Below are 21,973 nucleotides of genomic sequence, written 5' to 3'. Positions count from 1 at the left end.
AAAGAAAGAACGAAAGCACATTAGCACGAAAAGTAAACGGATTCATTTTAAAAAATACGAACAAAGCGAAAATTTCAGTAGATTCTATGGATTTATCTTCCAAAAATCACAAATGGGTGAGTACAGAATTATCCGCTCTCACCCATTGTTCATTTGATCAAAATTAGACCGGATGCTCAAACACGACCTAAACAATTACCATCAATGGCAGGTCAAATTATCCCCAGTTCTCTCATACACTGCTCGCGGTCCGCCCACTAGCTTCGGACGCGTCTTTGCAAGTATAACCCTGGCACTGCCTAGGGTTCGCTGTTCGGTCCGGACTGGAACCGCGACATGCTTTAGATGCATGCCAATCATCGTTTCACCGATATCGATTCCGGCTTCGGCCTTAATAGCTTCCACCATGACCGGGTCCTTCATATGCTCAAAAGCGTAGGTGGCCATTGCGCCGCCGGCATTTCGCACCGGAATAACGGAGACCTCTTCAAGTTGTCTTTCCAAAGCGGTTGACCGTTCGACGACAAGAGCGCGATTCAAATGCTCACAGCATTGAAATGCCAGCTCAAAGCCGATTTGGGCTTGAAACTTTGTTAATACACGAAAAATCATTTCAGCAACTTCGGCTGATCCTGCCGTTCCAATTTTTTTACCAATGACCTCACTTGTGCTGCAGCCGATGACGATGACGTTGCCAGGCTTAAGCTCCACTTGGTTTAGGAAATTGCTCACGATTTCGTCTAACTGGATTTCCCATTTTTGTACTGACACAAGGCCTTCCTCCTTTCCGTTCCCACAAGCTCAGCGATATCAAAACCAAAAGCCTACCTTGGTAAACCATTCCTAAAAAATCATTATTCCCTCTTTTAAGGCTGTTAAATTCGGGAGTTAATTTCCGCTCCAGGTGCTCGCTTTCCGCGGGGGAGTCCGGGAGCCTCCTCGGCGCCATAGCGCCTGTGGGGTCTCCCGTGACACCTTCTCCCGCAGGAGTCTCGCACCTTCCGCTCCAATCAACAAGTGTCCAAAATCAACTATCAGTTTTTCATAGCCAGTGTTATTCTTAAGCTTCGATATCAGAAATTTTGTTGATGCGGTTTAGGTGACGGCCGCCTTGGAATTCAGTTGTTAACCAAGCTTTGGCGATTTCACGTGCAAGGCCGGGACCGATGACGCGCTCACCCATTGTTAAAATATTGCTGTCATTATGTTCGCGGGTTGCAATGGCACTGAACACATCGTGAACGAGCGCAGCACGGATTCCCTTAACTTTATTAGCAGCAATGCTCATGCCAATTCCGGTTCCGCAAATAAGGATTCCTCGGTCAAACTCACCCGCTGCCACTTTTTCCGCTACCGGTAACGCGTAATCTGGGTAGTCAACGGATGTTTCGCAGTCACAGCCGAAATCTTCATATTGAATACCCAGTTCATCCATTAATTTTTTTATTTCTTCACGAAGGACAAGTCCGCCATGGTCTGATGCAATTGCTACTTTCATTTTCATTTCCTCCTGTTTTCCTAAAAATGTTTTGTTATAAATTATGTAATTAAATGCATGTCCAGCCAAAGCGCCCAGCGGTTACTGGAACCTTTACCGTCATGGTTTAAGCGCTTCCGCCTTACCAACCACATTTATTTTGACATGATTACCGTTATAATTCAAACTTCAAAATGGTCGATTTTAAATTTTCTGCTTGCTGCTTTAGTTCAATGACCAATGCCTCAACATTCTCGATCACATTCGTCTGCTGCTGTGTTGCTGCCGCCAATTCTTGGGCTCCGGCAGATGTTTCCTGGGCAATTGCGGCGACTTCCTGTGATTGGGTAGCCGTTAGATGTATTTTTTCCAATTGATAATCGACTAATCGGGAAATCATTTGGACCGCTTCGGCCATTTCGTTGACCGTTTCCGCCATGCCTTCAATCGCCTCATTCGTGTTTGCACCCTTTTGCGCCTCTTCATTGGCAACATTGACTTGCTTCGTAATCATCACGACAACATTTTGGACTTCTTCTTGGATGTTTTGAATTAATTCTGATATGCCTTGCACTGATTTGGCACTCTTTTCAGCAAGCCGCTTCACTTCATCGGCAACAATCGCAAAGCCGCGGCCATGCTCACCAGCTCGAGCTGCTTCAATCGATGCATTTAAGGCGAGCAAATTCGTTTGACTGGATATATCGCCAACGAGTCCGGTAATTTGTTCAATCTTTTTTGCATGTTCTTCGAGACGTCTAACCGTATGCAACGATTGCTGATTGCTGTTAGCCAACTGCTCAATTCCGGTAATCAACGAGTAAATCACCTTTTTCGAATCAATCAGGTCTTCCACTAACTCATTGGATACTCCCTCTGAAGCCTTCGCCTTTTTCTGAACCTCTTCAGCAACCCTGATCATTTCTTCAACCGATTCAGCATTGGATTGAATCGCGAACGCTGAACTGTCCGCGCCGGCGGATATTTCCTTAATCGTCTGGGAAATAGACTGGGCCTGCTCTGTTACGTGCGATGTTTTTTCTGAAATAGACTGCATCTTTTCGTTCGTTTTGTTGAAATTCTCATCAATACTTTGGACGATTTCGCGAGTGTTGATCAGCAGCTCATTAAAAGCCACGCTTAGCGAGCGAATCTCATCATCCGACTTGCCGATTTCGGCCGCAACACTGATTTTCCCTTTCGCCGCCTCTCGAACGACATGCTCTAATTTATTCAGCGGATTGGTAATAATCTTCGCTGTAAAAAAAGCCAAAATTCCCGACCAAAGAACGCCTAACAGCAAGGTTAAAAAAATCGTGATATGTTCATTGATTCCAAACATATCCTGGAGATACGGATCGATGAAAAATATAAACCAGGCAGTGAATGTATACGTAATCGCTGCCAGAACCGTAGTGTAGATAACAAGTTTTTTTCTAAGGCCAAATTTATATCGCTTCTCCGTCTCCATGTACTTCCTCCCAATCAGTTCGTCAACCGGTCAATTATTTTATCTATCATAGCGTGAATATCCGAAAAAGTTTGACGATAAAGCTCAATCGAACCGCCATATGGGTCAACGATGTCGTTATTCATGGCGCCACTTTCTGCAAACTCTTTTAACGTAAAGGTTTTCTCAGAAGCATCGGGATACTGACTAATGACGGAAGCCTTGTGCCCTTCTGTCATCGTAAAAATATAAGTGGCCCAATTTACTTCTGTTTCGGTTAGCATCGTAGATTGATGTTGCTCGGCAATATTGTATTCACCCAGTACGGCTCGAGCATGAGCTGAGGCCGGGCTGCCATTCATCGCAAACACACCAGCGGATTTCACTTCCACCCCATCCACTGCTTTACTTTTTAAAATTGCTTCAGCCATCGGGCTTCGACACGTATTTCCTGTACAAACAAACAAAACTCGAACCATCATCCCTGCCTCCTTTATCCATTTTCATTATAAGCAATATTTTCCTATTAAAATAGTGATAAGACAAAAACGTTTCAAAAGCGACAAACTTGTTTGTTTTATAATGGCGGTGTTGATTCCCGCTCAAGAAGCTCGATTTCCGCAAAAAAAACCTTAGCGCCAGATTAACTAAGGTTGTAGGTTCATTTTATATCGGCAACAGCAGCTTAAGCCCGAAGCCGAGGAGGATGCTCCCGCCGAGTGCCTCACTGTACGTACCAAGCAAGCCCTGCACCTTTCGACCGACTAACAGCCCGGCCCACGTTAATACAGTTGCGGCTAGTCCAAAGCAAACAAGAACGGCCACGGTTTTGGCTTTATAGATCCCGAGCGTCAGTCCAACCGAAAAACTGTCCAAGCTAACGCTTAAAGCGAACACAATTAAGCCATAGCCGACCGGGGTGATCATCCTGCTGTCATCACTCTTCAAACTGGACCATATCATTTGCAGCCCGAGCGCAAGCAATAGCAAGCCTCCTGCATAGCCGGCAATCGTGCCGAATTTATCTGATAGAAACCTTCCGGCGATCATTCCAAGCAAGGGCATCCAAACATGAAATAAGCCGATCGTAATGCCAATCCTGAAGATTTGCCGCATGCGCAGCTTGATCATTCCCATCCCAAGGCCGACGGAAAATGCGTCCATACCCAATGCAAATGCCATGATACTTAATGTGAAAATTTCCCCTATGATTGCCGCCAATTGTCTTTCCCCCTTGGACTTACTAATTCAGCATATGCACGTCCAAAGGGGTTTAGAATATGAAATTGGCGCCCAGGTTTATCGGATTTAACTAAATGGCATTGCCACTTCAGCCTTCAACGGGTTCGGTAATGACTTGGTTGGCAGCGGCTTTACTGAGCCTGTTCATGATCGCCTGTCCTACACCGGTCTCCGGGAAGATTTCGCTAAAAATAACGTCAACTCGAGACTCATTAAAGGCCCGCAGCGTTCCATACAAGGAAGCTGCCACCGTTTCCAGCTGATCACGACGTCCGCACGGCAGGACCAAATCCGCATCATAGTCGCGGACCGCTTCCTCCGTTGTTAAAACACCAACCTTTGCACCAGTTGCCCGCTGTTCATTAACAAGCTTTTGTAAAAAAGCATGGCTTCCAGCGACTAAATATAACGGGGCATTCGGCGCATAGTGGCGATATTTCATCCCCGGCGATTTCGGGGCCGCCTCCGCATTTTTAAGAGCCGGATCAACCGCCACCTCACCGATTACCGCTTCGATTTGCTCCTTCGTGACCCCGCCCGGGCGAAGGATGACCGGAATCGCTTCAGTACAATCAATCACCGTTGACTCGACGCCCACTCCAGTCGGACCGCCGTCGACAATACCGGCAATTTGCCCATCTAAATCTTCAAAGACATGGCGTGCCAGCGTCGGGCTCGGCTTTCCGGACTGATTGGCACTCGGTGCAGCAATCGGTAGACCGGACTGCTTGATAAGCGCCAATGCAATCGGATGGTCAGGCATGCGGACGGCGACTGTGGATAACCCTGCTGTCGCGAGCTCCGAAAGCTTCCCTTCCTTTTTATTTAAAACAATCGTTAACGGGCCGGGCCAGAAGTTGTCCATTAATACGGCCGCCGTTTGCGGGATGCTGCTAACAAACGCCGCTAATTGTTCCGTTGAGGCGATGTGTATAATTAATGGATTATCGGACGGGCGCCCTTTTGCAGCAAAAATTTTCGCTACAGCGTCGCTGCTTTCGGCATTGCCGCCTAGTCCATACACGGTTTCAGTCGGGAATGCGACCACTTCATTATTTTTCAAAAAATTAGCTGCCTGTGTAATCTGTGGGTAACTTTCAAGATTGTCCACAAACTTATCCACGGACCAAACATGAGTTTTCATTTTCATCCACCTTTAAAAATAGGTCTATGTATCTACGGTTTGACCTTCATTTCTGTTGAAAGTATAAAAGAAGATGAGAGGGAATACAAGGTTTTATCCACAAAATGTGAATAAATAATGGCAATCCGTGGATAACTTTGTGGATATATCCACAGATCAAAGATTTAACTGCATAAAAAACGAGTTATCCACAGTGAAAATATGCTGCACGTGATTCAGTTCCAATAATTCCACCGGCACATCTTTTGAATCTAGTAAATTAAACCCTAACACTTGAAAAAACGACACCGAATCGGGCTTATTGGTCGCTAAGTATAGTGTGGACAAGGATTTTTCCTTGGCCAATAAATACATTTGATTAAACAGCGCGAGGATATCCGCTTCCTTTAGGGTGGCGGACATTGCTAACGAGCGCAGCAAACCGATCGTTCCACACGGCTCGATTCCTAGTGTAGCCAAGATCTCCCCTTTCGAGTCCTCCATTAACAGAAAATAATCGATTGAATCCGCTACCCCTTCCGTGCCAAGATTGGCTTTCGTTAAGTAGGCCAGCACTTTAAGGGTGTCTTGACGGTCAGCAAAACGTATCGTTGTGTTCATTTATTCCACCTCTTTTATCATGTTATAGGAAATTATAGATTTTTACTTTGTGGACAAGGTTTAAGACGTAAGAGACGTCCAGCTCCAGCGCCCAGCTCCTAGTGGACTTCGGCCCACCTCCCTACGATAAGTCAACATCGAATCGCTACCGCTCTTCGTGTTTCCTTTATCTCAGTCGATGTGCTCCAGTCCATACGGAGCTACCCGGGCGCTTGCGCTTTTGTCCATTCTATTAACATAAATATGAAAAAAGAGAGAAAGTAGAACCGCCATTTCGATAAAAAAGCCCTCATTTCCAGTTTCTTTACGGCTGGAAATGAAGGCTGTTTCGTTTATTAAAACAATTTTGTCCACAATTCTTTAATGAAAAATTTCACTTCGACTTCCTGTTCGTCTTCTTCTGTGTATACAGGTGCCTTTTGCTCCGTTTTGTCAGCTTTTTCTCCAGCGGTCACCGCCGGTGAAGCTTGTTTTTCTGCTTCAAGTTGGGCTGATTTTACAGCTTCACTTTTTTCCGCTTGGGCAACTTCCGCTTTCGTCATCTCAACTTTTGCAGGAGTTGCAGTTAACGCCTGGGCAACCTTTTGGGTTTGGCCCGATGAAGCTGTCTCGATGTTTACCTCTTCATCGTTAGGTTGTTCAACTGGTGTGCTGGTTGCTTCCGGCGCTGATGGAGCATTTTTGCTTTCTTCAGCAGCTTGTTTTACTTTTTTACTGGCAGGCTTTTCATTCTTCGGTTTCTTTTCATCAAATCCGTCACTAACAGCCACTCCATTTGATATATCCAAGAAGCACAGCGGCGGGAATAAAACGCACCACCAATTGGCCCCTTCCCCTTCACCAAGCGTGATCAAAATCGCTTCATACTCTCCAGCAGGATACAAGAACTGCCCATATAATTTCGTCGGAAACTCTACTTTATCAAATTGAGCTGTAACCGTTTGGGTTGCATTCTCACTTTCAACCACCTGCTCAGCAATCTGTTGAATTTCCGGAAGATGCGACTGAATCACTGTTCTAGCTTCTTCTAATGAAGTTAAATCTTGAACCCACTTCGTAATTTCTGCATTCACCGCGTCTCTAACTTTTCGTTTCAGCGCTTGATCCGCCTCTGCATCACTATTGGCTAAAATACGCAGGCGAATCGCCTCGTTTGGAATGACAATTTCCTCTTTAGCGGTTACTTCGTTTTTTGGAATATATAAACTAAAAATCGTTGCGAATGATAATAAAATGATATAAGCTGTGATAATTTTATTTTTCATCTCTCTGCCACCGTCCCCTCACTAACCCATTGTGGACAGCATCAAACATTCTTAAACTAGTAAAATGAAAAATTTTGATAGTGCAGGTTTCATACTGGAAATTTACGAATGAATAGCCTGTTTCTGATTTTTTGCATAAAATTGGGGCGGTTCCCCTGCTAATGAAATGGCTATCCGCTAAAAAAAGGCTGCTATCCGCCAAAATGTGGTGTCTATCCGCCAAAATGCAGCGGTTATCCGCCAAAACGTGGGCGCTATCCGCTAAAAAAGCACTTCTATCCGCCAAAACGTATTTGGGACACAAACATCCCTCTAACAAAAAAGCGCGGCACTAAAACTCAGTACCGCGGCGAACGCCACCAAAATCTATTCAATCGTCGCAAACACCATCCGGTCCTTGCCGTTAATATCAAACACGACTTCAACCGAAGCCCCCGGAAAAGTCGCCCGTAGCATTTCCGCCACCGCCTCACTTTGACCGGCGCCGACCTCAAAGCCGACCAGCGCCCGCTCCTTCAACACAAGCGGCAGTTCCTCCATAAAGCGGCGGTATAAATCCAGACCATCATCACCCGCAAACAACGCGCGGTGTGGTTCGTGCTCCGTCACCACCTCGGACATCCCGGCGATATCGCCTACCGGAATATACGGTGGATTCGAAATCACCACATCAAACTTCCGGCCCTCGGCAATAAACGGCTGCAGTAAATCGCCGTGAACAAACTCCACCGCTGCGCCAAGCCGCGACGCATTCTCCCTCGCAACCTCCAAAGACGCCAACGCTAAATCACTCGCCACAACCTGCAACGCCGGATTCTCCAGCTTCAACGTCACCGCAATCGCGCCGCTGCCAGTCCCAATATCGACAACGTCCACGGCTTTATTTTTACCAAAAACAGCCCCAACGCGCTCCAGCATCCCATACACAAGCTCTTCCGTCTCCGGACGCGGAATCAGCACCTCTTCATTCACCAAAAAGCGCCGTCCATAAAACTCCTCATACCCAATAATATACTGAACCGGCCGCCCCGCTGCATGCGTCTCGACTGCAGCCCGAAAGCGCGCCTCCACATCAGCGGAAAGCTCATCATGAAAACTCGCAAACAACTCCGAGCGCGACTTCCCCGTCACAAACCGCAACAACAGCTCCCCGGCATTCTCATCCCGAGCCTTCTCCTTTAAAAAAGAAGAAGCCCAGTGCAGGGCTTCATAAATCTTACTCATCTGAACCAGACTCCAACTTGCTAGACTGGTCTTCTAAAATCAACGCATCGATAATCTCATCGAGTCGGCCTTCAATAATTTGATCTAACTTCTGCAACGTCAAACCAATACGGTGATCGGTTACACGGTTTTGCGGATAGTTATACGTACGAATCCGCTCCGAACGGTCACCCGTTCCAACCGCGCTCTTACGCACCTCATCATATTCCGCCTGCGCCTCTTGCATGAACTTATCATACACACGGGCACGCAATACCTTCATCGCCTTGTCCTTATTCTTATGCTGCGACTTCTCATCCTGACACGTTACCACAATCCCAGTTGGAATGTGCGTAACACGGATCGCTGACGCAGTCGTGTTAACCGATTGTCCGCCGGCGCCGCTTGAACAGTACGTATCGACGCGGACATCTTTATCATGAATCTCCACTTCCACATCTTCCGCTTCCGGCAAACAAGCAACCGTCGCCGTTGACGTATGAATCCGGCCGCCAGATTCCGTTTCCGGAACACGCTGCACGCGGTGGGCCCCATTTTCAAACTTCAATTTCGAATAAGCACCTTTACCGGTAATCATGAAGATAATCTCTTTAAAACCGCCAAGACCAGTTGGATTCGCATCGATTACTTCCGTTTTCCAGCCCTGCGTTTCCGCATAACGGCTGTACATCCGGTAAAGAGTATTCGCAAACAATGCAGCCTCCTCACCACCGGCAGCACCACGAATTTCAAAGATAACGTTCTTATCATCATTCGGGTCCTTCGGAATCAAGAGAATCCGCATTCTCTCCTGTAACTCAACCTTCTGCGCCTCCAGGTCACTTAACTCTTCCTTCACCATCTCGCGCATTTCCGCATCCAGCTTCTCATCGAGCATTGCCTTCGCATCAGCAATCTGCTCCCTAACATCCTTATACTCACGGTATGCTTGCACCGTTTCCTGTATATCAGCTTGCTCCTTCGAATAATCGCGAAGCTTCTTCGGGTCATTCACAATATCCGGATCACTCAAAAGCTCATTCAGCTTCTCATAACGATCTTCAACCGCTTGAAGACGATCAAACATGATTCTTCACCTCTAAATTTTTTCTTTTTTATAAAAATAAACCAGTCTTATACACTGCGTTAATATCTTCAAAATCCATTCAAAAAGCACGTTCATAACGATTCCCGTGCGCCGCTTAAGCCCCTTCAGAAAGAACCCATAACATTCTAATTATAGTACAGCCACTCCCCCCAGTCAATCAAGGGGACGGTTCTCCCGCTCCTTTTTGAATCATGGGGACGGTTCTCCTGCTCCTTTTTGATGCAGGAGAACCGTCCCCTTGCATCAATATATTAAAAAAATATTAATTTTATAAAATCGTCCATATTTTGTCTACACATTTTGAATAATATGTGAAGAATTCCCACGCTTAATTTCTATATATATGGAATGCTGTAAAATCAAGATGATAGATAAATCTTCATTATATTGATATACCGAAATGAATGATGTGAGTAATTTCACTTCCCTATTTTTTTATATGGGAGAACTATGGCTATAAATATTGTGAAATTATTCACAAATACAAATTTCTGCAGGGAGTGGACTTATGCAAACAATCGATGCTGCCCCACTGTTGGATTACTTCAAGGTTAGACAAAATTTTTACCAGTTTTTACAATTGTTATTTTTCAAACCTCTTTCCGCAACAACGATTTCCGAGCTCAAAGATCAAGGCAGCTTTCAAGGGTTACAAGAACTTAATCAAGGTGGCGAATATCTCTATCAATTTTTTAATAGAGTAACAGAATCCGAGCTTCAGGAAGCAGAGGCAGAGTTTAACCGCCTATTCTTAGGGCCGGGTATGATCGTGGCTCCTCCTTGGGAATCTGTCTATCGGAGCAAAGAACAACTCCTTTTTGATGAATCCACTTACCAGGTTCGCCGTTGTTATCACGAGTTTGGACTAGAGTTTGTCCGTGAAAACAATGAACCGGATGACCACATTACGATTGAATTAGAGTTTTTAATGCATGTAAATAACTTATGTTTGCAGGAAGCGGATTTTGCCAAGCTTGATGCTCTGTTAGACCATCAAATTGACTTTCTTGACCAGCACATACGTCAATGGATCCCGGCTTTTTGCGCGAAAATTACTAAGAATACTGACAGTCTTTTATTTAAAGGAGCAGCCATGCTGCTTGAGGATTTTATCGAATCTGATTATGAATCATTGATAGAGATAAAGGAGGCATTAGCAAATGTCAGATAAAAAGCCGTTAATTTCAACGAATATGAAGCGCCGAACCTTCTTAAAATGGACTGGTGCAGCAGCCGTTCCGGTTATTGCCGGGGGAATCGGCACGAAGCTTTTAATAGATAAGAAGGAAGTAAAAAGTCCGGAGATTAAGGAGGTTACTGAAACCGTCGTTTCTACTTGTAGTGTAAACAACTGCGGTGGAAAATGTGTCATTAAAGCACATGTGCGAGATGGCGTTGTCGTTCGGATTAGTACGGACACCAACAAAGGTGACGATCTGTCCACTCCTGCATTAAGAGCTTGTGTCAGAGGAAGAAGCTATCGCTCGATGCTGTATCATCCCGACCGCCTGAAATACCCAATGAAGCGGGTTGGCAAGCGTGGCGAAGGAAAATTCGAACGAATCAGCTGGGAAGAAGCCGTTGACACGATTGCCTCTGAAATGAAGAGGATCGGCGATAAATATGGCCCAGATTCAAGATATGCCAATTATGCATCCGGTAACCAAGGGCTTTATGCCGGACGGACTTGTGCAAGAAGATTAATGGCCTTAACCGGCGGTTTCCTTCATTATCGGAATGATTATAGCTCCGGAGCAAGTAACGTTGCTACCCCGTATACTTACGGATCAAATAATTCAGGAAACAGCTATGACAGCTTGCTTCACTCAAAATATATCATCCTTTGGGGGCAAAATCCTGCCGAGATTATTTTCTCAACTCCATACCGTGATTTCCTGTTAGCGGCGAAGAAAAACGGCACGAAAATCGTCGTAATTGACCCGCGTTACACAGATACGGTTGTTGCATTTGCCGACGAATGGATTCCGATTTTACCAACCACTGACAATGCAATGATGGACGCGATGGGCTATGTGATCATTACTGAAAACTTACATGATCAAGCCTTCCTGGATCAATTCTGCGTCGGCTTTGATAGCGATCACATGCCTGACGGCGTTGATAAAAAAGAATCATTGAAAAGCTATCTGCTTGGCGAAAAAGACGGTATCGCAAAAACGCCTGAATGGGCTGAGAAAATTACGCGCGTTCCGGCCGAAAAAATCCGGCAAATCGCTCGTGAATATGCAACAGCGAAGCCGGCCGCATTAATTCAAGGCTGGGGACCACAGCGTCATGCCTATGGCGAACAGGTTATGCGCGGTGGCGCACAGCTTGCATGTTTAACCGGAAATGTTGGTAAGCTTGGCGGTTGGGCAGCTGGAACAGGTTATAGCGAACCACGTTCAGGCATCGTCTTCCCAATCACATTCGAAAATCCGATTAAAGCGACGATTCCTTGTTACCAGTGGACCGAAGCAGTTGAAAGAGGCACTGAGCTGACTGCTGCAGACGGCCTGCAAGGAGCCGATAAGTTAAATACAAATATTAAGCTTATTTTTAACATGGCCGGCAACATGCTGATCAATCAGCATTCCGATATTAATCGGACCCATAAACTTCTTGTAGATGAAAGTAAGGTTGAATTTATCGTGGCCAGCGATATTTTCATGACGCCTAGCATGAAGTACGCCGATATTATTTTACCGGCAACGACCTTCTTTGAGCGTTATGACATCGGAACGCCATGGGGTACCGGTGACTACGTTATTTTTGGCGATAAAGTTATCGATCCATTGTTTGAATGCCGAAACGAATACGATGTATTTGCCGAAATCGCTGATAAATTAGGCGTTAAAGATAAATTTACTGAAGGAAAAACGGCACTCGATTGGGTGAAGGAAAGCATCAAGCGGACGAAGGAAGAGATGCATCCTGACTTCCCAACATTTGAAGAGTTCCGCAAAATGGGCGTTTATTATTTCAAGCACGATGCGCCGAACATTGCCTTCCAAAAACAAATTGAAGATCCGGCCAACAACAAGTTCGAAACGCCATCCGGAAAAATCGAACTGTTCTCTAAAGCTCTTTATGATATGAACAATCCAAAGGAAATTCCGGCGATTGCCAAGTATGTTCCAGCTTGGGAAGGTCCAGAGGATCCGCTGAAGGAAACCTATCCATTGCAATTAATTAGCTGGCACTACAAGCGGAGAGTTCACTCAACCCATGATAATAACCCATGGCTTGAAGAAGCAGCAAAACAGGAAATGTGGCTTAATCCCGTCGACGCAAAGGCACGTTCAATCAAAGACGGAGACAGAGCGAGAGTGTTTAATGGAAGGGGCGAACTTGAAATTGATGTGAAGGTGACAAGCCGGATCATGCCTGGAGTAGCCGCGATTCCACAAGGTGGCTGGTACACTCCAAATGAAAAAGGAATTGACCAAAGAGGTTCAGTGAATGTTCTTACGAAGCATCACCCTACCCCGCTGGCCAAGGCGAATCCACAGCTAACCAATCTTGTTCAAATTGAGCGGGCTTAGCGTCAAGTCATTCATAAAACCTTTTAGAAAAACACTGAAATTTTTATTGATGAACTTAACCCATTATTAAAGGAGTGAAGAATCTTGACGCAGTTGGGATTTTATATAAATCAAGCCATTTGTATCGGGTGTAAAGCCTGTTCCGTTTCCTGTAAGGATAAAAATGACCTGGATGTGGGCATTAATTACCGCCGCGTTTATTCTTATGAAGAGGGCGATTATACGGAAAACGGCTACGCGATTACGCCGAATGTTAAAGCTTTTACTTTTTCAATCTCCTGCAATCATTGTGAAGCACCTGCGTGCTTAAAAAATTGTCCTACCGGAGCGATTGAGAAGCGTCCCGAAGACGGTGTTGTTATTATCAAGCAGGATGTTTGTATCGGTACGAGATATTGTATTCAAGCCTGCCCTTACGGAGCACCACAATATAACGAAGAAATTAAGAAATCAAATAAATGCAATCTTTGTATCGACCTTCTCGAAAAAGGGGAAGATCCTGTTTGCGTCGCCACCTGTCCACTGCGGGCCATTGAGTTTGGACCGATTGATGAGTTGCGCAAAAAGTACGGGGATGTCAACCAAATCAAAGGAATGCCAAACGCCGATGTTACCCGTCCAAACCTGGTGATTACACCGCACCGCGATGCCAAGTTGTAATTTGAATTATTTTTTCGAACAATTTCTTAAGCCATAGAGAAATAAATAGGCTAAAATTCATTCTCTAAGCAGGTGAGCACATGTCACTTATTTTTAAATGGCTTGAAAGCCTTTCAATTGATGTTACGATTACGGAGCGTTGTTCGCGGGAGGTCAGTCCGAAATCAACCTGCACCACCTGCATGGATCATTGTCCTGTCGAGGCATTATCAATCGAAAACAATAGAGTTCGGCATGATTTAGATAAATGTGATTCATGCGGCGGGTGCATCACCGCTTGTCCAGTCGGCGCCATTAACGGAACAGTACCGAACCGAACGGTGAAAAACGGAATGCTTTGCTACGAGCCCCATTACTGTCCAACCGTTAAAGAATTGCTGATTTTTCGCAAAAGAGGGATTAAAGGAATATCGGTTCCAAGTTACTGGCAAGACCTTGAATGGAAAAAGGCAATCAGTGAAGCGAATGAAATATTATTAAGCTTAAATATGCAGCCATTCTTTTTTCAAAAAGCAGAGGAAATGAAGGAACCTGAAATGACAAGGCGGCAATTACTTGTAACCGCGAAGCATAAAGGGCAAAGCTTGGCCAAGGATTTAGCCCCTGCTTCCTGGAAGCAAAATTCCAATGCCTGGTCACTTCCCTTCTATTATCCTGATGTTCAGTTTTTCGAAGCTAGCCTGGACCGTGAAAAGTGTTCTCTTTGCAAGGGCTGCTTTATCCTTTGCCCTCAGGGTGTTTTCAGCGTGACTGATGCTGAGCTTGTCATTGATCATCAGAAATGCCCAAATTGCAGGCTTTGTGAGGATGCTTGTCCTGAAGGGGCGATCTCAATTTCGGAAAATGTAGGGGAAAGTTCCTTATCACGGTTTTCGATTGTGGAAGGAAAATGTAAACGATGCAAGCAAACGTATTTATCGTTCGCAGATGATGAAGGCGGATTGTGCCACGTTTGCACCAAAATTCCATCGGATTGGCTTATGCCGTAGTTTTTAAGATTGTTGTTTGTTCGATTTATTGAGGACAGCCGTAGATGTGCGGCTGTCCTTTTTGTTTGGGTCGGATTTTGGGTTTTTGAAACAGCTAGGAGCGGTCCTCAAGCACACGGACTTCAATTCGGTACCGTGGTAATGCCCGAGTTAGACGCTCATGTAAGCTCGCTTCTGCATCAATTTTTTCGTCATTCGTCATCATTCCTTTTTTATAAGCTGTTACCCACATTCCACTTCCATTAATCCAGATTGCGCCCGGGCGAAATCCTTCCATCCGGTTAATGACACTTCGGGCATGGTCGACATCATCCCCGCGGTCGTAGCTTCTCCCATTAATATTTACCAGGTTCGGATTTTGGTCGCTCATCGTCCGGCCGCGGATTTCATTCACTTGATTGCCCTGTTGAAGGGTGTTTATGCGTTGGTCATTGCGATTTTCCATTTTCTTTGCACTATATTGTTCATTTGAGGCACAGCCAGTGGTGATCAATAGTAGGAATAAGATGAGCAAATTCAGTTTTTTCATTTTGACATACCTCCTGATCGTAGTATGTCCGGGGAAATGATTCTTTTTGCTTACAAATTTTAGGTGGGTGTGGATTTGAGCGGACATACGATCAGCTATTTCAATCAAAATCAGGGGTTCCCGCCTTTTAGCGGACATACAATCCGTTATTTCAATCAAAATCAGGGGGTTCCGCCTTTGAGCGGACATATGATCCCTTATTTGGCTTAAAAGCTATCATTTTGGGTGATTTTTTAATAAATAGCGGACTCAGTGTCCGGAAAAAATCAAAAAGTGCTGTTTTTCATGAAAATAACGGACCTGATGTCCGGCAAAAATTTTAGGAGGAACCCAAATCGTGCAAATTAATATACAAAAAAGCATGGATCATCGTGAATCCATGCTTTTGGTGTACTATTTAAATGCTAATCTGTTTTGCTTACAAATTTTAGGGGCTTGTCGGTTTGAGCGGACATACGTTCCGCTATTTCAATCAAAATCAGGGGTTTCCGCCTTTGAGCGGACATACGATCCCTTATTTGGCTTAAAAGCTATCATTTTGGGTGATTTTTTAGCAAATAGCGGACTCAGTGTCCGGAAAATATCAAAAAGTGCTGTTTTTCATGAAAATAACGGACCTGATGTCCGGCAAAAGATTTAGGAACCCAAATTGTGCAAGTTAATATACAAAAAAACATGGATCATCGTGAATCCATGCTTTTGGTGTACTATTTAAATGCTAATCTGTTTTGCTTACAAATTTTAGGGGCTTGCCGGTTTGAGCGGACATACGTTCCGCTATTTCAATCAAAATCAGGGGTTTCCACCTTTTAGCGGACATACGATCCCTTATTTGGCTTAAAAGCTATCATTTTGGATGATTTTTTAGCAAATAGAGGACTCAGTGTCCGGAAAAAATCAAAAAGTGCTGTTTTTCATGAAAATAACGGACCTGATGGCCGGCAAAAATTTTAGGAGGAACCCAAATCATGCAAATTAATATACCAAAAAGCATGGATCATCGTGAATCCATGCTTTTGGTGTACTATTTATACGCCTTCCGACTGACTGCCTGTTTTCGCAACCACAACTTACCAAAGCAAATTAGCTAATGATTTCCGCAGATACTTCCTCTTCCGCGGATGCTTCGGATGGATCTGCTTGTCGTTCCGTTAACGGGACTTCATGATGATGACGGCAGCGCGCTTCATACGCTTCTGCCGCCCCCACTAAAATAACCGGATCGTGATAAGAGGCCGGTTTGCCATTAATTAAGCGTTGGGTGCGGCTGGCCGGTGAACCGCAAACAGAACAGACAGCCTGGAGCTTGGTAATCTGCTCAGCAATAGCCATTAACGCTGGCATTTGACCAAATGGCTCTCCCCTGAAATCCTGGTCCAAGCCCGCAGTAATGACGCGATAACCGCTATCGGCCAATTGTTGTATGACGGCAACGATGTTTTCATCAAAAAATTGGACTTCATCAATGGCAATTACGTCTACCTCTGCATCGATATTTTGGAAAATTTCACTTGAATGAGAGATAGGATTTGCAACAATTGTAGTACCATTATGAGAAACGACAGCCTCTTTGCTATAACGGTTATCGATTTTTGGTTTGAACACGACTACTTTTTGTTTGGCAAATTGAGTCCGTCTGACACGGCGAATCAGTTCTTCCGATTTTCCGGAAAACATGCTGCCACAGATTACCTCAACCCAACCGCTTTGCTTCATTACGTACATGAACGGCCTCTCCTTTTACGTCCATTGACATGTTTATGTTTAACATTGACGAATTTGCTCGATTTATCCAATGACTGTGTTAACTGGGGCTGTTGATTTCCGCTCCAGGTGCTCCCTTTCCGCGGGGGAGTCCGGGAGCCTCCTCGGCGCATAGCGCCTGTGGGGTCTCCCGAGACACCTTCTCCCGCAGGAGTCTCGCACCTTCCGCTCCAATCAACAGAGTGCTCAAAATTAACACAGCCTATCCAATAAAAGCCTGGTTAAAAACCACCACAGCTGTAAGCTGTTTAGGTCGATTCCACCCTGCTGTTGTCGATTAATTGAAAAATAAAAAACAGGCAAGGAGAATGGTTCATTCTTGCCTGTTTTTATGCAATTATCCCGCGATTGCGGGAATTAAAACTTTCGCAACAGAAAGTTTCGCTTTATTACTTAAGACCGTATTTTTTGTTGAAACGGTCAACACGTCCGCCAGCTTCAGCGAATTTTTGACGACCTGTATAGAATGGGTGGCATTCAGAACAAGTTTCAACTTTAAGTTCGTTTTTAACTGAACCAGTTTCGAACTCGTTACCACAAGCACATTTCACCGTGATTGTTTTGTAATTTGGATGAATTCCTGCTTTCATTCTTTTCATCTCCTTCCGCCCTGAATCTTTCGAAACAGAGTTATATACTACAGGCTAGAATCATTTCCTAACTCTGTAAATTTAAAAACACACTGAAATTATTATAACAAGCAAGGCACCGTTTTGCAATAAAGTAATTATGGCAAAATACACAGTTTGACACTTTACCACTTCACAGCACTGGGGGACTGTCCCCCATCACTTTACCGTATCACAGCACCGGGGGACTGTCCCCCACTGCTTTACCACACCACAGTGTTATGAGCGTTTTGCTTTCATTTCTTCGCCTAGTTTGGCGAAGAATTCTTCGTTGGATTTTGTTGTTCTTAGCTTTTTCAGGAACTTTTCGGCAAAGTCTGGTGAATCGGTCATTGCCTTGCGCATCGCCCATAGTTTGTCCAACTGATCCTTCGGCAACAGCAGCTCCTCTTTCCGAGTACCAGAACGACGAATATCCAAGGCTGGGAAAATACGGCGCTCGGCCAAAGAGCGATCAAGATGAAGCTCCATATTCCCTGTTCCTTTAAATTCTTCATAAATTACATCGTCCATACGCGAGCCTGTATCGACAAGAGCAGTCGCCAAAATCGTCAAGCTGCCGCCCTCTTCAATATTACGGGCTGCCCCGAAAAATCGCTTTGGACGGTGGAATGCTGCCGGGTCAATCCCCCCTGATAACGTACGACCGCTTGGCGGGATCACCAGGTTGTAGGCACGTGCAAGACGTGTAATACTATCCATTAAAATTACAACATCGCGTTTATGTTCAACAAGTCTCATCGCCCGTTCGAGAACAAGCTCAGCCACTTTAATGTGATTTTCTGGAACCTCATCAAATGTGGAGCTAACAACATCACCGGCAACAGAGCGTTCAATGTCTGTTACTTCCTCAGGACGTTCATCAATTAATAATACTATCAATTCCGCTTCCGGATGATTCGTGGTAATGCTGTTGGCAATTTCCTTCAGTAGCATCGTTTTACCAGCCTTAGGCGGCGCAACGATCAAGCCACGTTGTCCGAAGCCAACCGGAGCAAGGATATCCATGATTCTTGTTGACAGATGTCTTGGAGTAGTCTCAAGCTTCATTAAGCGGTCTGGATATAATGGAGTTAAGGCAGGGAAATGAACCCTTTCCTTCGCTGATTCCGGGTCATCTCCATTGACAGCTTCTACGTGGAGTAAGCCAAAATATCGTTCGTTTTCCTTTGGAGGGCGGACCTTACCGGATACCTTGTCCCCGTTTCTTAAGTCAAAACGACGAATTTGGGATGCGGAAATATAGATATCTTCCGAGCTAGGCGAGTAGTTGATCGGCCGTAAAAAGCCAAAGCCCTCGGATTGAATAATTTCAAGGACACCTTCCATAAAGAAATAGCCCTGTTGTTCAGCTCGCGCCTTTAAAATTGCAAAAATAAGTTCTTTTTTCGTTAATTTACTGTAATATGATACCTTCAACTGACGAGCATGCTCGTAAAGTTCCTTGAGCTTCATATTTTCTAAACTTGAAATGGTAAGTTCCATTATTACACCACACTTTAACAGATTCGTATGTTCCCCCATATTAATGGTCAAATATTCTTTTTAAATGATATGGATGGAAAAATAAGTAAGATTTGTTTGTTAGAAGGTTTCTAGAAGTAAAAGAAGAGTATGTTATTATGCAGAAAACTTTTTAAGAAAAAACAATTAATATTGTACCTCTATTTTTAAAAAATAAGCAACTAATTTTTTTAGAAAAGGAACGATTTGAAGTTGGGCAGGACGTTTGCGGCTTTTATATAGAGGAGGCTGACTCTTTAGGGAATTTTTCCCACAAAACTAATTACAACTTTTAATATTCTAACATAATCAGCAGGTGGTAGAAATTTTCCCTTTTTAGTCAGCCTCAAAGTTGATTGATTAATTATTTACATACAAAATGTGGCTTTTTGTTTAAATAATGAGTGCCTTCAATGAAACGGACTGTTCCGGATTTAGCACGCATTACTACAGAGTGAGTTGTTCCATACTTTCCAGTAAATTGAACACCACGCAGCAATTCGCCATCTGTTACGCCTGTTGCAGCAAAGATCGCGTCATCACCTTTTACGAGGTCGTCCATTAAAAGAACCTTGTTCACTTCAATCCCCATTTTCTGACAACGAGCGATTTCTTCGTCGTTAGACGGAATTAGCTTCCCTTGAATTTCGCCACCAAGACATTTTAATGCAACGGCTGAAAGAACGCCTTCAGGTGCTCCGCCTGTACCGAATAAAATATCAACGCCAGTGTGCTCAAACGCGGTATTAATGGCCGCCGCAACGTCACCATCGTTAATCAATTTAATTCGGGCACCCGCTTCGCGAAGCTGAGCAATAATGTGGTCATGACGCGGACGGTTTAGGACCGTTGCTACGATGTCACATACCTCTTTATTTTTCGCTTTAGCTACTGCTTGTAAATTTTCCAAAACAGATGCATTAATGTCGATTTTCCCAACCGCTTCAGGACCAACGGCGATTTTTTCCATATACATATCTGGAGCATGAAGTAAATTGCCAGTATCAGCAATCGCAACAACCGCTAGAGCATTCCAACCTCCAGCTGCAACGATATTCGTACCTTCTAATGGGTCAACTGCGACATCGACTCTTGGACCAAATCCAGTTCCAAGCTTTTCGCCGATATATAGCATTGGAGCTTCATCCATTTCCCCTTCGCCAATTACAACCGTTCCTTTCATTGGAACCGTATCAAAAACATCTCTCATCGCAGATGTTGCTGCATCATCAGCTTCGTCTTTTTTTCCACGACCCATCCATCGTGCAGAACCAAGTGCAGCAGCTTCTGTTACTCTGACTAGCTCCATTGTTAAACTTCTCTCCATCGGTTTCCCGCCTCCCAATTGTCTTTGGTGTTATTTCTAGGAAGTCTATCTCTTTTTACTGAACATAAAAATTATATCACTTATTTCTCTATATATTTTTTAATTGTTCTTTTTCTTCTTTCGTTAATTCTTCGCGCCAAACGGTTGCACCAAGTCCCTGAAGCTTTTCAACGATGTGGCTGTAACCACGATCAATATGTTCAAGCCCTGTTACTTCAGTAATCCCCTCGGCCATTAAGCCTGCAATGACTAGAGCAGCACCGGCACGAAGATCACTTGCTTTTACCTTTGCTCCCTGCAGCTGAACAGGTCCATTGATAATCGCTGAGCGCCCTTCTACTTTAATTCCGGCATTCATTCTTCTAAGCTCATCAATATGCTTAAATCGGGCACCATAAATGGTATCGGTAACAACACTTGACCCATCAGCCCTTGTTAAAAGTGAAGTAAACGGTTGCTGTAAATCGGTTGGAAAGCCCGGATACACTAACGTTTTAATATCAACCGCTTTCAATTTTTCGGTTGGATTAATAAACACCTGTTCGTCACTTGCCTCGATCTGAACTCCCATTTCGCGAAGCTTGGCAAGCAGTGATTCAAGATGCTCTGGAATCACGTTATCGATCAGCACACCTTCCCCAACTGCTGCTGCAAGAATCATATAGGTTCCTGCTTCAATTCGATCCGGGATAATCGTATGACGGCATCCGTGAAGCTGGTCAACACCATCGATCCGGATTACATCGGTGCCGGCACCTTTAATTTTCGCTCCCATACTAGTTAGCAAAGTTGCGACATCAATGATTTCTGGTTCTTTTGCAGCATTTTCAATCACAGTCCGACCCTTTGCTCTTACCGCGGCCAACATAATATTAATCGTCGCACCAACACTGACAACGTCAAGATAAATACGTGCACCTCGAAGTTCGTCAGCACGCAAATAAATCGCTCCTTGCTCATTGGTAATCTTGGCACCAAGAGCCTCAAAGCCTTTAATATGCTGATCAATCGGACGCGGACCAAGGTGACATCCTCCAGGTAAGCCAATGACCGCCTTTTTAAAACGACCCAGCATAGCCCCCATTAAATAATAAGAAGCTCTCAGCTTTTTAACTTTCCCATTCGGCAAGGGCATGGAAATCATTGAGGACGGATCCACTGTCATTTCATTGTTCGAAATTTCAACTTTACCACCAATTTCTTCTAATAACCCTTTTAAGATTTGAACATCTGAAATATCTGGTAATCCTTCTATCGTTACAGGTGAATCGGCCAAAATTGTCGCTGGAATTAAGGCAACTGCACTGTTTTTGGCACCGCTAATTCGAACTGTACCCTTTAAAGGATAGCCGCCTGCAATTTTAAGCTTTTCCATTTTTTACTCCCTTCTAAGCCTAAAGTGAAGATTGGTCGATTGTTGATGAATATCAGGCACTGACACAGACCACACCTTTAAAGGCTTGTCTTCTTAAAAAAAAGAAGTATAGCATTTTAATCAGTGTCAAGCGCAAGCCGCCCGGCGACTGGAAACGTTCGCT

The 21,973-nt window shown here is 44.5% G+C and carries 22 protein-coding genes; 6 read left to right on the top strand and 16 right to left on the bottom strand.

Going from position 1 to position 21,973, the window contains the following annotated elements; all coding sequences use genetic code 11:
- Positions 1-201: 201 nt before the first annotated feature.
- The 10 genes from ACI48O_RS09295 to prfA form a co-directional block, all read right to left on the bottom strand.
- Positions 202-771: a TIGR01440 family protein gene (locus ACI48O_RS09295; protein WP_435561519.1), complete on the bottom strand. Its 570-nt coding sequence runs from the start codon at positions 769-771 to the stop codon at positions 202-204.
- A 289-nt stretch (positions 772-1,060) separates the two neighbouring features.
- Positions 1,061-1,498: a ribose 5-phosphate isomerase B gene (gene rpiB / locus ACI48O_RS09290; RefSeq protein ID WP_435561518.1), complete on the bottom strand. Its 438-nt coding sequence runs from the start codon at positions 1,496-1,498 to the stop codon at positions 1,061-1,063.
- A gap of 154 nt (positions 1,499-1,652) precedes the next feature.
- Positions 1,653-2,948, bottom strand: coding sequence for a methyl-accepting chemotaxis protein (locus tag ACI48O_RS09285; RefSeq protein WP_435561517.1), 1,296 nt, complete (start codon positions 2,946-2,948; stop codon positions 1,653-1,655).
- 14 nt (positions 2,949-2,962) lie between these two features.
- Complete coding sequence (locus tag ACI48O_RS09280; protein ID WP_435561627.1) at positions 2,963-3,406, bottom strand: low molecular weight protein arginine phosphatase; 444 nt, start codon at positions 3,404-3,406, stop codon at positions 2,963-2,965.
- A gap of 187 nt (positions 3,407-3,593) precedes the next feature.
- A complete protein-coding gene (locus tag ACI48O_RS09275) occupies positions 3,594-4,148 on the bottom strand; it encodes a manganese efflux pump MntP (RefSeq protein WP_435561516.1) in 555 nt (184 codons plus the stop codon).
- Between the two features lie 109 nt (positions 4,149-4,257).
- Positions 4,258-5,313, bottom strand: a complete 1,056-nt coding sequence (locus ACI48O_RS09270; protein ID WP_435561514.1) for an L-threonylcarbamoyladenylate synthase — start codon at positions 5,311-5,313, stop codon at positions 4,258-4,260.
- A gap of 156 nt (positions 5,314-5,469) precedes the next feature.
- Positions 5,470-5,913, bottom strand: a complete 444-nt coding sequence (locus tag ACI48O_RS09265) for a GNAT family N-acetyltransferase (RefSeq protein WP_435561513.1) — start codon at positions 5,911-5,913, stop codon at positions 5,470-5,472.
- Between the two features lie 335 nt (positions 5,914-6,248).
- Entirely contained in the window at positions 6,249-7,178 is a 930-nt protein-coding gene (gene spoIIR, locus ACI48O_RS09260; protein ID WP_435561512.1) for a stage II sporulation protein R, read from the bottom strand.
- A gap of 366 nt (positions 7,179-7,544) precedes the next feature.
- Positions 7,545-8,402, bottom strand: a complete 858-nt coding sequence (gene prmC / locus ACI48O_RS09255; RefSeq protein ID WP_435561511.1) for a peptide chain release factor N(5)-glutamine methyltransferase — start codon at positions 8,400-8,402, stop codon at positions 7,545-7,547.
- Positions 8,395-9,468 carry a peptide chain release factor 1 gene (gene prfA, locus ACI48O_RS09250; RefSeq protein ID WP_435561510.1) on the bottom strand — a complete coding sequence of 358 codons (1,074 nt, stop codon included), beginning with the start codon at positions 9,466-9,468 and terminating at the stop codon, positions 8,395-8,397. Before prfA ends, prmC begins: the two co-directional genes overlap by 8 nt.
- 529 nt (positions 9,469-9,997) lie before the next feature.
- Between prfA and ACI48O_RS09245 the strand changes: the two genes are divergently transcribed.
- The 4 genes from ACI48O_RS09245 to ACI48O_RS09230 all read left to right on the top strand — a co-directional run bounded on the left by ACI48O_RS09245 (position 9,998) and on the right by ACI48O_RS09230 (position 14,683).
- Positions 9,998-10,660 (top strand): TorD/DmsD family molecular chaperone, encoded by a 663-nt coding sequence (locus ACI48O_RS09245; protein ID WP_435561509.1) that lies wholly within the window; start codon positions 9,998-10,000, stop codon positions 10,658-10,660.
- Positions 10,650-13,034 carry a DMSO/selenate family reductase complex A subunit gene (locus ACI48O_RS09240; protein ID WP_435561508.1) on the top strand — a complete coding sequence of 795 codons (2,385 nt, stop codon included), beginning with the start codon at positions 10,650-10,652 and terminating at the stop codon, positions 13,032-13,034. The genes ACI48O_RS09245 and ACI48O_RS09240 overlap by 11 nt, the downstream gene beginning before the upstream one ends.
- A gap of 84 nt (positions 13,035-13,118) precedes the next feature.
- Positions 13,119-13,694 (top strand): DMSO/selenate family reductase complex B subunit, encoded by a 576-nt coding sequence (locus tag ACI48O_RS09235; RefSeq protein ID WP_435561507.1) that lies wholly within the window; start codon positions 13,119-13,121, stop codon positions 13,692-13,694.
- 80 nt (positions 13,695-13,774) lie between these two features.
- Positions 13,775-14,683, top strand: coding sequence for a DUF362 domain-containing protein (locus tag ACI48O_RS09230; RefSeq protein ID WP_435561505.1), 909 nt, complete (start codon positions 13,775-13,777; stop codon positions 14,681-14,683).
- A 94-nt stretch (positions 14,684-14,777) separates the two neighbouring features.
- Here the strand turns inward: ACI48O_RS09230 and ACI48O_RS09225 are convergent, their stop codons facing one another.
- On the bottom strand, positions 14,778-15,212 hold the full coding sequence (locus ACI48O_RS09225; protein ID WP_435561504.1) for a hypothetical protein: 435 nt from the start codon (positions 15,210-15,212) through the stop codon (positions 14,778-14,780).
- 337 nt (positions 15,213-15,549) lie between these two features.
- Here ACI48O_RS09225 and ACI48O_RS09220 point away from each other — a divergent pair, with 337 nt between their 5' ends.
- Together ACI48O_RS09220 and ACI48O_RS09215 are read left to right on the top strand one after the other, a co-directional pair.
- Positions 15,550-15,852: a hypothetical protein gene (locus ACI48O_RS09220; RefSeq protein ID WP_435561503.1), complete on the top strand. Its 303-nt coding sequence runs from the start codon at positions 15,550-15,552 to the stop codon at positions 15,850-15,852.
- A gap of 328 nt (positions 15,853-16,180) precedes the next feature.
- Positions 16,181-16,303, top strand: a complete 123-nt coding sequence (locus ACI48O_RS09215) for a hypothetical protein (RefSeq protein WP_435561502.1) — start codon at positions 16,181-16,183, stop codon at positions 16,301-16,303.
- Here the strand turns inward: ACI48O_RS09215 and ACI48O_RS09210 are convergent.
- The 5 genes from ACI48O_RS09210 to ACI48O_RS09190 all read right to left on the bottom strand — a co-directional run bounded on the left by ACI48O_RS09210 (position 16,296) and on the right by ACI48O_RS09190 (position 21,810).
- Positions 16,296-16,937 (bottom strand): thymidine kinase, encoded by a 642-nt coding sequence (locus ACI48O_RS09210; protein WP_435561501.1) that lies wholly within the window; start codon positions 16,935-16,937, stop codon positions 16,296-16,298. The genes ACI48O_RS09215 and ACI48O_RS09210 overlap by 8 nt on opposite strands.
- Before the next feature lie 428 nt (positions 16,938-17,365).
- Positions 17,366-17,566 (bottom strand): 50S ribosomal protein L31, encoded by a 201-nt coding sequence (gene rpmE, locus ACI48O_RS09205; RefSeq protein WP_435561500.1) that lies wholly within the window; start codon positions 17,564-17,566, stop codon positions 17,366-17,368.
- 258 nt (positions 17,567-17,824) lie between these two features.
- Positions 17,825-19,090 (bottom strand): transcription termination factor Rho, encoded by a 1,266-nt coding sequence (gene rho, locus ACI48O_RS09200; protein WP_435561499.1) that lies wholly within the window; start codon positions 19,088-19,090, stop codon positions 17,825-17,827.
- 382 nt (positions 19,091-19,472) lie between these two features.
- A complete protein-coding gene (glpX, locus tag ACI48O_RS09195) occupies positions 19,473-20,435 on the bottom strand; it encodes a class II fructose-bisphosphatase (RefSeq protein ID WP_435561498.1) in 963 nt (320 codons plus the stop codon).
- A gap of 88 nt (positions 20,436-20,523) precedes the next feature.
- Entirely contained in the window at positions 20,524-21,810 is a 1,287-nt protein-coding gene (locus ACI48O_RS09190) for a UDP-N-acetylglucosamine 1-carboxyvinyltransferase (RefSeq protein ID WP_435561497.1), read from the bottom strand.
- Positions 21,811-21,973 lie beyond the last annotated feature (163 nt).

Source organism: Neobacillus terrisolis (genome assembly GCF_051233475.1).
GTDB lineage: Bacteria > Bacillota > Bacilli > Bacillales > Cytobacillaceae > Bacillus_BU.
Note: the sequence above shows the minus strand (reverse complement) of the source record. Positions and strands in the feature narration are given on the sequence as shown.

What these genes read in the sequence shown, in the direction of transcription:
- rho (WP_435561499.1), bottom strand. Translation starts at nt 19,090, where the DNA reads ATGGAACTTACCATTTCAAGTTTAGAAAATATGAAGCTCAAGGAACTT.
- ACI48O_RS09230 (WP_435561505.1), top strand. Translation starts at nt 13,775, where the DNA reads ATGTCACTTATTTTTAAATGGCTTGAAAGCCTTTCAATTGATGTTACG.
- ACI48O_RS09270 (WP_435561514.1), bottom strand. Translation starts at nt 5,313, where the DNA reads ATGAAAACTCATGTTTGGTCCGTGGATAAGTTTGTGGACAATCTTGAA.
- ACI48O_RS09240 (WP_435561508.1), top strand. Translation starts at nt 10,650, where the DNA reads ATGTCAGATAAAAAGCCGTTAATTTCAACGAATATGAAGCGCCGAACC.
- ACI48O_RS09225 (WP_435561504.1), bottom strand. Translation starts at nt 15,212, where the DNA reads ATGAAAAAACTGAATTTGCTCATCTTATTCCTACTATTGATCACCACT.
- ACI48O_RS09265 (WP_435561513.1), bottom strand. Translation starts at nt 5,913, where the DNA reads ATGAACACAACGATACGTTTTGCTGACCGTCAAGACACCCTTAAAGTG.
- ACI48O_RS09245 (WP_435561509.1), top strand. Translation starts at nt 9,998, where the DNA reads ATGCAAACAATCGATGCTGCCCCACTGTTGGATTACTTCAAGGTTAGA.
- prmC (WP_435561511.1), bottom strand. Translation starts at nt 8,402, where the DNA reads ATGAGTAAGATTTATGAAGCCCTGCACTGGGCTTCTTCTTTTTTAAAG.
- prfA (WP_435561510.1), bottom strand. Translation starts at nt 9,468, where the DNA reads ATGTTTGATCGTCTTCAAGCGGTTGAAGATCGTTATGAGAAGCTGAAT.
- ACI48O_RS09215 (WP_435561502.1), top strand. Translation starts at nt 16,181, where the DNA reads ATGCAAATTAATATACCAAAAAGCATGGATCATCGTGAATCCATGCTT.
- spoIIR (WP_435561512.1), bottom strand. Translation starts at nt 7,178, where the DNA reads ATGAAAAATAAAATTATCACAGCTTATATCATTTTATTATCATTCGCA.
- ACI48O_RS09285 (WP_435561517.1), bottom strand. Translation starts at nt 2,948, where the DNA reads ATGGAGACGGAGAAGCGATATAAATTTGGCCTTAGAAAAAAACTTGTT.
- rpmE (WP_435561500.1), bottom strand. Translation starts at nt 17,566, where the DNA reads ATGAAAGCAGGAATTCATCCAAATTACAAAACAATCACGGTGAAATGT.
- rpiB (WP_435561518.1), bottom strand. Translation starts at nt 1,498, where the DNA reads ATGAAAGTAGCAATTGCATCAGACCATGGCGGACTTGTCCTTCGTGAA.
- ACI48O_RS09210 (WP_435561501.1), bottom strand. Translation starts at nt 16,937, where the DNA reads ATGTACGTAATGAAGCAAAGCGGTTGGGTTGAGGTAATCTGTGGCAGC.
- ACI48O_RS09280 (WP_435561627.1), bottom strand. Translation starts at nt 3,406, where the DNA reads ATGGTTCGAGTTTTGTTTGTTTGTACAGGAAATACGTGTCGAAGCCCG.
- ACI48O_RS09190 (WP_435561497.1), bottom strand. Translation starts at nt 21,810, where the DNA reads ATGGAAAAGCTTAAAATTGCAGGCGGCTATCCTTTAAAGGGTACAGTT.
- glpX (WP_435561498.1), bottom strand. Translation starts at nt 20,435, where the DNA reads ATGGAGAGAAGTTTAACAATGGAGCTAGTCAGAGTAACAGAAGCTGCT.